Below are 10973 nucleotides of genomic sequence, written 5' to 3'. Positions count from 1 at the left end.
CTGTCCAAGGGTCTCCTGTGAAAAGATACAAAAACCGGCCGCCGCTTTTGTGGATGGTTCGCTACCGGGGCTGACCCCTTGTGCCGTATAGTGGAACGCGTGCCTCATCAGAATATCAAGTGGCAGCCATCGGCATCGCTGGACAGTGGCGTACTCTCCTCGATCGTGGTGCTCGACACCGTCGATTCGACCAATACGCTCGTGGCTCATGCTCTGGAAGCCTCGGCGTATTCGGATGCGCGCGACCGGGTCGAGCGGCTGTTTGGGGGCGGTGAATCGACAACGAGCACGGAGACCGTGAAGGGACTGGCCTCTGGCACAAGGGGAAAAGCCGAAGATACGCCTCGAAAAAACGCCCGTCAGGGTGTTTCTACGACTACACGGTACGAGGGAAGAGTCGCAAGTAAAGGTATTCGGCGATGGCCGGGCGCCGGGGGGAGCACCATGCCGCTGAGCGTAGCGGTTGCCGATGCGCAGTCCCGGTGCCGCGGTCGTCTTGCCCGAACGTGGGTCAATCAGCCCCGATGCTCCCTGCTGGCTACTTGGGCCCTGCCGCTGCCCACCAGCTTGCTGACTGGGCCCTTTGGCGGATGGATGCCCATGGTGGCGGGTCTGGCCGCTCTGGAAGGCCTGCAGGATGTGCTTGAGTGCCACGGCTGCCGGCTGGCCGATGGCGGTGCTCCTGAACGGGTTCTGACCCTCAAGTGGCCCAACGATCTGTTCTGCCGCGGGGCCAAGCTGGGCGGCATCCTCTGCGAGCTGGTCCGGGTGGATCAAGACTGGTCGGCCCTGGCTGTCGGCATCGGCATCAACCTCTTTCTGCCCCGGCAGGCGCTTCCTATTGCGGAGTCCACCTCCCTGCAGTTCCACTACCGGGACCTGCCTGACTACCAGACCTTGCGCGACGACCTGGTCGATGCCATCAGCTGGCACCTGAGCGGGGAGATGGCCCCCCTTGGCATCGACGGGTCGCTGGACAGGGCCTTGAACGGGCCGCAGGGGCTGCGCTCGCGGATTGCCGCACTCAGCTGGACGCTGGGCAGGCGGGTCAGGGTCGTCCCCGTGGCCGGTGAGCCTGTGGAGGGCCGTGCCCTGGAGATCAATCCGGATGCCTCGCTGCGTGTGCGGTTGCCCGACGGCAGCCAGGTTGACGTGTCCACGGCCGATGTGGGCGTCCTGCCCGAAGTGGCCGTTGTGGGAGCCTAATTCCTACCTTGTTCATGCTTTTCGTCAGTCCAATCGCCCTTGATCAACCAGTGAGGAGAGGGGAATGAAAAAACTGCTGATCGCCAACCGCGGCGAAATAGCCTTGCGGGTCGTGCGCACCGCCCAGGAGATGGGCATCGCCACCGTGGCCGTCTATGCCGACCAGGATCGGGACGCCCCCTATGCCCAGATGGCGGACGAGGCCTACCTCTTGCCTGGGGACACCAATATGGAGACCTATCTGAACGAGAACCTGATCGTCTCCATCGCCCGCCGGTCCGGCGCTGACGCCCTCCACCCCGGCTACGGCTTTCTGTCCGAGTTCTCCTCCTTCGCGCGCAAGGTGATTGAGGCTGGCATCACCTGGGTGGGTCCGGCCCCGGGGGTCCTGGACGAGCTGGGCGACAAGATCACCGCCTGCAAGGTGGCCGAGCGGGCCCGGGTGCCCGTGGTGCCAGGCCTGAGCGAGCCGGTCACCGACATGCGCCCCCTGCTCGACTTCGCCGACGAGCACGGCTATCCGGTCATGATGAAGAAGGCTGACGGCGGCGGCGGCCGGGGGATCACCTTGATCAACGACAGCGACGAGCTGCGCACCTTTTACATGAACCATGATGCCCTTCAGGGCGGCGACCTGGGCGACTACTTCATCGAGAAGTTCGTGGACCGCGCCCGGCACGTGGAGACCCAGTCCGGCAGGGACAGCCACGGCCAGTTCACCGTCTACTCCACCAGGGACTGCTCGGTCCAGCGCCGCAACCAGAAGCTGGTGGAGGAGGCCCCGGCCCCCTTCCTGTCCGACGATGTGATCGCTCAGCTGGAGGGGTTCTCCCGCCGACTGTTCGACACGGTGGGCTACGTGGGCCTGGGCACCTGCGAGTTCCTGGTCACCCCCAGGGACGACGTCTACTTCATGGAGGTCAATCCCCGGCTGCAGGTGGAGCATACGGTCAGCGAGCAGGTCTGCGGGCTGGATCTGGTTCGTGAGCAGCTGCGGATCGCCGACGGCGGCTCCCTGAACGTGGCGCCCCCGCCCCGCGGCCACAGCTTCGAGCTGCGCATCACCAGCGAGGACCCGGCCACCAACCTGACCCCCAGTTCAGGGACCATCGAGTCGATTCAGTGGCCCTCCGGCCCCGGCATTCGCGTGGATTCGGGCGTCGAGGTGGGCGACACGGTCTCGCCCAGGGATGACTCCATGATGGGCAAGCTGATCGTGACCGCCCAGGACCGTCCGGCGGCCGTGGCCAGGGTTCGTAGGGCCCTGCGGGAGATGAGCATCAGCGGGGTCCCCACCCCGGCCGGCCTCTTCCAGAAGATCTTCACCAACCCTGAGTTCACCGCCGAGGACGGGCACTCTTTCGACGTGTCCACCAAGTGGCTGGAACGGGTCTACCTGAACGTGGAGCCTGCCTCCAACGGCAGCGGCCAGCCCGCCTCGGTCTCCGGCGCCTCCGCCCAGGAACAGGACCGGGACAGCGATCCCATGGAGACCTACAACGTGGAGATCGATGACAAACGGGTCAGGCTGGCCCTGCCCCAGTCGCTGCTGGGAGGCATGGGCGGCGTCGGCGGTCACGGCGGCATTTCCCGGCCCCGGCAGCCCCTGCGCGGGCGTGGGCTGCGCGATCAGGAGCCTGGCGCACCCCGGCAGGATGCGGCCCGGTCCGGCGTCATCGTGGCCACCATGCAGGCGGTGGTCACCCGCATCAACGTGGCCCCCGACCAGGAGGTCGACAAGGGCGACCTGCTGGTGGTTCTGGAGTCCATGAAGATGGAGAACTACGTCTATGCCCCGGCCAAGGGCCGTGTGAAGACCATCGACGTGTCCGTGGCACAGGGGGTGGATCCGGGCCAGACCCTGGTCACCCTGGATCTGGGCGGGGAGGAGCAGGCATGAGCGTCACCGAATCCACCCTGGGCTCCCAGCCGGTGCGCCAGGGCATCCATCGGGCCGCCGCCCTGGCCAAGCAGGCCGAGGAGCACGCCCGCGACCGTCAGCACGTCAAGGGCAAGCAGACCGCCCGTGAGCGCCTGGACCTGCTCTTCGACAAGGACACCTTCGAGGAGGTGGGCCGCTTCGCCGGCGGCGACATCTCCGGGGACCGGGCGGGATCCGCGGTCATCACCGGCTTCGGCCTGGTCTACGGGCGCAAGGTCGGCGTCTACGCCCAGGACTTCTCCGTCAAAGGCGGCACCCTGGGCCGGGCCGAGGGCGAGAAGATCTGCCGGCTCATGGACATGGCCCTGCGGATCAAGGTTCCCATCGTAGCCATGATCGACTCGGGCGGCGCGCGCATCCAGGAGGGTGTGGCCGCTCTGACCCAGTACGGCCGCATCTTCCGCAAGACCTGCCAGGCCAGCGGCTTCGTCCCCCAGATCTCCCTGATCCTGGGACCCTGCGCAGGCGGCGCCGTCTACTGCCCGGCCCTGACCGACCTGATCATCATGACCAAGGAGAACTCGGACATGTTCGTCACCGGTCCCGACGTGGTCAAGGCGGCCACCGGCGAGACCATCAGCATGGACCAGCTGGGCGGCGGTTACGTGCACAACACCCGTTCCGGCGTGGCCCACTATCTGGGCGAGGACGAGGCCGACGCCATCGACTACGCCCGGACCGTCCTGGCCTACCTGCCTGCCAACAGCGGCCAGGAGCCTCCCCGGTACGCCTTCATCTCCGGCCATGCCGAGCGCCAGGCCGCCAAGCGACTGGCCACGGTCATCCCCGAGAACGACCGGCAGCCCTACGACGTGCTGGACGTCATACACGCCATCGTCGACTACGGCGAGCTGGTCCAGGTCCAGGAGCTCTACGCCCGGTCCATCGTGGTGGGCTTCGCCTGCCTGGAGGGCCGGCCGGTGGGGATCGTGGCCAACCAGCCCATGGTGGACGCGGGCAGCCTGGATGTGGAGTCCTCGGAGAAGCTGGCCCGCTTCGTCCGCCTCTGCGACGCCTTCAACCTGCCGGTCATCACCCTGGTGGACACCCCTGGCTACAAGCCGGGCTCGGACCAGGAGCACGCCGGCATCATCCGTCGTGGGGCCAAGGTCATCTATGCCTATGCCAACGCCCAGGTGCCCATGGTCACCATCGTGCTGCGCAAGGCCTTCGGCGGCTCCTACATCGTCATGGGCTCCAAGGCCATCGGCGCGGACCTCAACTACGCCTGGCCATCCTCGCAGATCGCCGTGCTGGGGGCCCAGGGCGCGGTCAACATCATCCACCGGCGCGACCTGCAGGAGGCCAAGGAGGCCGGCCGGGACGTGGATGAGCTGCGAAACAAGCTGGCCCAGGAGTATGAAACCAGCACCGTCAACGCCAATCTCTCCCTGGAGATGGGCGAGCTGGACGCCATGATCGACCCGGAGCAGACCAGACCGGTCCTGGTCCAGGCCATGGACCTGCTGGCAGACAAGCAACGCGTCAGGGTCAACGACAAGCATCACGGCAACCAGCCTCTATGAGCTTCCCCTCGTCATTATCAGCAATCCCAAACTCTCTATGAATAGGACATCATGACCAGTACATTCTTCATCAACCGTCTCGCCGAGCAACCGCACGCGCTCATGTTCGCCGGCCAGTCCAACCCCTGGACCGTGGCTCTGGCCGATCTGCAGGGCGATCCCGACATCGACAAGGCCCTGAGGGAGCGGATGGCTGCGGCCACCGACCTGCTCAGGGCGGTCAAGCCCGACCTGCTGGCCACCAACGGCCGTCAGCTGGACCTGTTCGGCTACAAGCCCGACCCGGTCAGGCTGGGGCCGGCCGCCGACGCGGCGGTCAGTGTGCCCGGCATCGCCCTGGTGCAGCTGGGCGCCCTTATGGACATGGACCAGCTGGGCTACGACGCAGCCCAGGCCCGCCCGGTGGCCCTGCTGGGGCACTCCCAGGGCATTATCGGCGTCCACATGGTCCAGGAGATCCAAGCTGCCGGATCCCTCAAGGCTGCCCAAGGCGCCATCGACCAGATCCTGGCCACCGCCATGCTGATCGGCGCGGCCGGCACCCGCCAGGCCCGTCGTCTGGGCATCCACCGCCAGGGTGAGGCCACCCCCATGCTTTCGGTGCGCGGCGCCACCCGCCATCAGGTGGAGGTCCTGGTCGACCGGGTGCCTGGCGCTCGCGGCCCCATCAGCGTGGCCGTGACCAACTCGGATCGCAACCTGGTTCTGTCCGGCTATCCGGAGGATCTGGCCGCCTTCGCCATCGAGGCGAGCAAGGAGAGCGAGCATCAGCGCCAATTGCGCGAGGACAAGGTCCGTGGCGGAACCGCCTTCTCGCCGGTTCTGGAGTACCTGGATGTGACCCTGCCCTTCCATTCCCCGCTCATGAAGGAGGCCGTGGACCTGAGCGTGGACTGGGCTTCCCGCTGTGGTCTGGACACCGAGCGTGCCCGAGTTCTGGCTGAAGAGGTTCTGCTCAACCATGCCGACTGGGCCGGCCGGATCGCCGAGGTCATGGACCAGCAGGATGCCGCCTCCCTCTGGCTGGTGGATCTGGGCCCGGGCGAGACCCTGGGCAAGCTGGTGGACAACCTGGTCCAAGGCACCGGAGTAGGCGTGGTAGAGGCCTCCAACCAGGCCCGGCGCGCGCAGCTGTCCACCATGGAGGAGGATCCGACCAGGACCCAGGACTGGTCCAAGCTGGCCCCCCGTCTGCTTGAGACCCCGGCTGGGCCCCGGGTGGAGACGGCCTTCAGCCGGTTGACCGGCAAGCCCCCGGTCATGCTGGCCGGCATGACCCCGACCACTGTGGAGCCCGAGATCGTCGCTGCAGCCGCCAATGCCGGCTACTGGGCCGAGCTGGCCGGCGGCGGCCAGGTGACCGCCGAGGTCTTCGACCGCCATGTGTCCCAGCTGGAGGACCAGCTGCAGGAGGGCCGCACGGTCGAGTTCAATGCCATGTTCATGGACCGCTACCTGTGGAACCTCCAGTTCGGCAGCCAGCATATCGTGCCCAAGAAGCGCGCCTCCGGCACCCCCATCGACGGGGTGGTCATCTCTGCCGGCATTCCCGAGCTGGACGAGGCCGTGACCCTGATCCGTCAGCTCAACGAGGAGGGCTTCCCCTACGTGGCCTTCAAGCCCGGCACGGTGGACCAGATCCGCCAGGTCGTGGCCATCGCCCGCAAAGTCTCCCCCACCCATATTCTCATGGAGGTCGAGGGAGGCGCCGCCGGAGGCCACCACTCCTGGGAGTCCCTGGACGACCTGCTCTCGACCACCTACGCCGAGGTTCGCGCCTGCCCCAACATCGTTCTGGTGGCCGGCGGCGGCATCGGCACCCCTGAGCGGGCGGCCGACTACATCAGCGGCCAGTGGTCCCGCGCCTACCACCTGCCGGACATGCCCGTGGACGGCGTCATGATCGGCACAGCGGCCATGACCGCCAAGGAGGCCCACACCAATCCCGAGATCAAGCGGGCTCTGGTGGCCACCCCCGGCATCGACAGCTCAACCCCCGATCCGGACCCCTTCGCCCCCATGGGCGAGAAGTGGGTGCCCAGCGGCAAGTCCGTGGGGGGCGTGGGCTCCGGCCTGAGCCACCTGCATGCCGACATCTACGAGATGGAGAACTCCTCCGCCGAGTGCGGCCGCCTGCTGGTCCGGGTCATGAAGCACCCGGAGGAGCTGGAGACCCGCCGCGGGGAGATCATCGAGGCCCTGAACAAGACCGCCAAGCCCTACTTCGGCGATCTGGAGACCATGACCTACCAGGACTGGGCCCAGCGTTTCGCCGACCTGGCCTACCCCTGGGCCGACGACACCTACATCGACCGCTTCCTGCACCTGCTGCGGCGCATCGAGGCCCGTGTCTGCGAGCGTCAGAGCGGCGAGTTCGACTCCATCTTCGCCTCCAGGCAGGATGTGGCCGAGCCCGAGCAGGCGCTTCGCCGACTGCATGAGGCCTACCCACAGGCAGCCGAGCTCAAGGTGGTGCCCACCGACGTGGCCTGGTTCCCCGTCCTGGTGCGCGAGTACCCCAAGCCCATGCCCTTCGTGCCGGTCATCGACAACGACCTGCTGCGCTGGTGGGGCCAGGATCAGCTCTGGCAGTCCGAAGATCCCCGCTACGGCGCCGACTCGGTCAGGGCCATCCCCGGACCCATCTCCGTGGCAGGCATCACCACGGTGGACGAGCCGGTGGCCTCCATTCTGGGACGGTTCGAGCAGGCGGCCATAGACCGGGTGCGCGACCTGGGCAGCGGTCCCGCCAAGGCCTACAGCCAGCTGGCAGGCGCTGCTGATGCGCAGGAGTTCATCCGCCGCAGCCCCAACATCTCCTGGGTGGGCCATCTGATGGCCAATCCGGCCTACGGGACGGCCATGGACGATCCCAACTACACCATCACCGCCACCGGCCAGGACGACCTGGGCGAGCACTACGACCTGGACATCCACCTGGATACCTACTGGGACGCCGACCCCGACGGCGGTCTGGACAGGCATGCGGTGCGCGACATCGTCGTGCCGCTGACCATCAAGAGCGACCAGGTCGGCCTCTTCCCGGTGGTCGACCGCACCCGCCTGCCCAAGGATGTCTACGCCCTGCTGGCCGATACAGCCGGCATCGGCAACACCACCATCACCGGCGACAAGCTGGAGGCCATGCCTGCCATCGAGAAGGACGATGACCCCGAGCATCCCTTCGGCCTGGCCCACAGCGGCTACACCCTGGCATCCAACCTGGGCTTCGACCATGAGGCGGCCACCGGAGGCGCCCTGCCCGATGCGCTGATCCCCTCCGGCTTCGCCCCCGATGCGCTGGTGGGTCCGGCCTGGCCGGCCATCTACGCAGCCCTGGGATCCGTCTATGTGAATGGCTTCCCCATCATCGAGGGACTGCTCAATGCGGTCCATCTGGACCATCTGATCGAGCTGGAGGTCAGCGAGAAGCGCCTGCTGGAGCATACCGGCCAGCGGATCGAGCTGACCAGCTGGGCCGAGCCCTACCAGGAATCCTCCTCCGGCCGGGTGGTGACCATCCATGTGGTCCACGCCGCCCAGGACGGGACTGTGCTGGCCCGCGAGGTGGAGCGCTTCGCCATCCGCGGCCGCGCCTACAGCGACCAGCTGCCCCAGGAGGCTCCCGAGTACGGCGGCATCCGCGCCGACACGGTGGACACGCCGCGCAGGCTGCTGCGTCGCGTCACCGTCACTGCCCCCAAGGACATGACCGCCTTCGCCCGCACCTCAGGGGACTTCAACCCCATACACACTTCCAAGCGAGGTGCCGCGGTCTCCGGCCTGTCTGCGCCGCTGGTGCACGGCATGTGGCTGTCGGCCACCGCCCAGTACGCGGCCCAGGCCACCGACGAGCAGGGCGTCCACTACGAGATCGCCGGATGGACCTACAACATGTACGGCATGGTCCAGCTGGGCGACAAGGTGGAGATCAGCCTGGAGCGTGTGGGCAAGGTCCGCCATGGCGGCCTGGTCCTGGAGGTCACCTGCAGGATCGACGGCCAGCTGGTCTCCCGCGGCACGGCGATCGCCCGCGCCCCAAGGACCGCTTACGTCTATCCCGGCCAGGGAATTCAGCAGCAGGGCATGGTCCTGGACGAGCGGGCCAAGTCCCCGGCCGCCCGTGAGACCTGGGAACGGGCCGATGCCCTGACCCGCAGCAAGCTGGGGTTCTCTATCCTGGCTGTGGTACGCGATAACCCGCACACCCTGACGGCCAAGGGGGTCACCTACCATCATCCGGAGGGTCTGCTCAACCTGACCCAGTTCACCCAGGTGGCCCTGGCCACCGTGGCCTTCGCCCAGACCGCCCGCCTGCGCGAGTCCGGCATGGACATCTGGCCCGCCTACTTCGCCGGCCACTCCCTGGGCGAGTACAACGCCCTGAGCTCCTTCGCCGGGGTCATGTCCCTGGAGACGGTTCTGGAGCTGGTCTTCCACCGCGGTTCCACCATGCATTCCCTGATCGAACGCGACGAGCAGGGGCGCAGCAACTACCGGATGGGCGCCCTGCGTCCCAACCAGTTCGGCGTGGGTGACTCCGGGGTCAAGCAGTATGTGGAGTCCGTATCCAAGGAGTGCGGCGAATTCCTGGAGATCGTCAACTACAACCTGGCCGGCCAGCAGTACGCCATAGCCGGAACCATCGCTGGTCTGGAGTACCTGCGCGCCGACGCCAACCGCCGGGCCAAGGAGGCGGGTGGCAAGCCGGCATTCATGTACGTGCCCGGCATCGACGTGCCCTTCCACTCCACCCTGCTGCGCAAGGGGGTGCCCGAGTTCCGCGACACCCTGGACGCCCTGCTGCCCGAGCACATCGACTACTCCCGCCTGGAGGGTCGCTACATACCCAACCTGGTTGCACGTCCCTTCCAGATGACCAAGGAGTTCGCGGCTTCCATCCTGGAGGTGGTCCCCTCCGAACGCATCAAGCAGGCGCTGGATGACCCCCAGGTCTGGGATCAGTATGCGGCCGACGACCAGAAACTGGGTCGTCTGCTGCTGACCGAGCTGCTCTCCTGGCAGTTCGCCTCTCCTGTGCGCTGGATCGAGACCCAGGCGATCATGTTTGATGCCCCCGAGCAGGGCGGCCTGGGCGTGGAGCAGCTGATCGAGGTAGGGCTGGGCCACTCGCCCACTCTGGCCAACCTGGGTGCCAAGACCCTGAAGCTGCCCGACTTCCGCGAGCGTCACGTGAGCGTCTACAACCTGGGCAGGGACGAGAGCCGGGTCTATCTGACCGACACTGATCCCATGGCCCCGGTTCAGGAAGAGTCCGCAGCTCCGGTCCAGGTCTCCAGCCCTGAACCTGCTCAGGCTGCTGTACCCGCACCTGCATCGGCTCCGGCCCCTGCAGCGTCCGAGGACTCGGCCCCCGCTCCGGCCCCGGCGACCGGCGGCCCATCGGGTGCCGATGTGGCCGACCTGCCCTTCAAGGCCTCGGATGCCATCGCCGTCCTGCTGGCCTACTCCACCAAGATCCGCCCCGAGCAGATCGGGCAGACCGACACCACCGACACCCTGACCAACGGCGTCTCCTCCAGGCGCAACCAGCTGCTGATGGACATCAGTTCCGAGCTGGGCGTGGCCAGTGTGGACGGCGCCGCCGAGGCCAGCATGACCGACCTGAGCGCCCTGGTGAACAAGGTGGCCCCCAACTATCGGCCCTTCGGCCCGGTGCTCTCCGACATCGTGCGTGAGCGCATCCGCGACCTCTTCGGCCCCTCCGGCCTCAAGCTGCAGCAGGTCGAGCAGCGGGTCTCCGACGTCTGGCAGCTGGGTGCCGGCTGGGTCTCGGCCACCGTGGCCAGCCTGGTCCTGGACACCCGTGAGGGCGCCTCCTCGCGTGGCGGCGACCTGGCGCTCCTGCCCACCGAGGCTGTCTCCACTGTGCCTGCGGCTAATGCGCTGATCGACCAGGCCGTTCAGCAGGTGGCCCAGCGTCACGGCGTCACGGTCTCCATGCCCTCTGCAGGCGGTGCCGCCGGCGGTGCCGTAGTCGACTCCGCCGCCCTGGATGCCTTCGCAGCCCAGGTGACCGGCTCTGAGGGTGTGCTGGCCTCCACGGCCCGCTTCCTCCTGGACAAGCTGGGGCTTGAACCCCCGGCCGTCCAGCCTGGCGAGAATGAGGATGCTGCCGTCGTGGCTGCCGTCGATGCCGAGCTGGGCAGCGACTGGCCCGAGCAGGTGGCGCCACGGTTCGAGGCCTTGCGCGCCGTCCTCTTCGACGACCGCTGGGCCAGCGCACGCGAGGATCTGGCTCACATCTACCACGAGCATGACGACGACCGCAGCCGCCT

At 67.3% G+C, this 10973-nt stretch carries 3 protein-coding genes and 1 pseudogene; all 4 read left to right on the top strand.

Annotated elements, in window-relative coordinates; all coding sequences use genetic code 11:
- Positions 1 to 99: 99 nt before the first annotated feature.
- Positions 100 to 1206 (top strand): biotin--[acetyl-CoA-carboxylase] ligase, encoded by a 1107-nt coding sequence (locus ACUIAG_RS05440; RefSeq protein WP_445339278.1) that lies wholly within the window; start codon positions 100 to 102, stop codon positions 1204 to 1206.
- A gap of 64 nt (positions 1207 to 1270) precedes the next feature.
- Positions 1271 to 3106, top strand: coding sequence for an acetyl/propionyl/methylcrotonyl-CoA carboxylase subunit alpha (locus tag ACUIAG_RS05435; protein WP_045924863.1), 1836 nt, complete (start codon positions 1271 to 1273; stop codon positions 3104 to 3106).
- Positions 3103 to 4674 carry an acyl-CoA carboxylase subunit beta gene (locus ACUIAG_RS05430; RefSeq protein WP_445339277.1) on the top strand — a complete coding sequence of 524 codons (1572 nt, stop codon included), beginning with the start codon at positions 3103 to 3105 and terminating at the stop codon, positions 4672 to 4674. The genes ACUIAG_RS05435 and ACUIAG_RS05430 overlap by 4 nt, the downstream gene beginning before the upstream one ends.
- A gap of 51 nt (positions 4675 to 4725) precedes the next feature.
- Positions 4726 to 10945 (top strand): annotated as a pseudogene (locus ACUIAG_RS05425) (fatty acid synthase subunit beta domain-containing protein); the annotation flags it as partial.
- Between the last annotated feature and the right edge of the window lie 28 nt (positions 10946 to 10973).

Source organism: Bifidobacterium sp. ESL0825 (assembly GCF_052606465.1).
The sequence above is the reverse complement of the archived record's forward strand: the minus strand, read 5'-3'. Positions and strand labels throughout refer to the sequence as shown.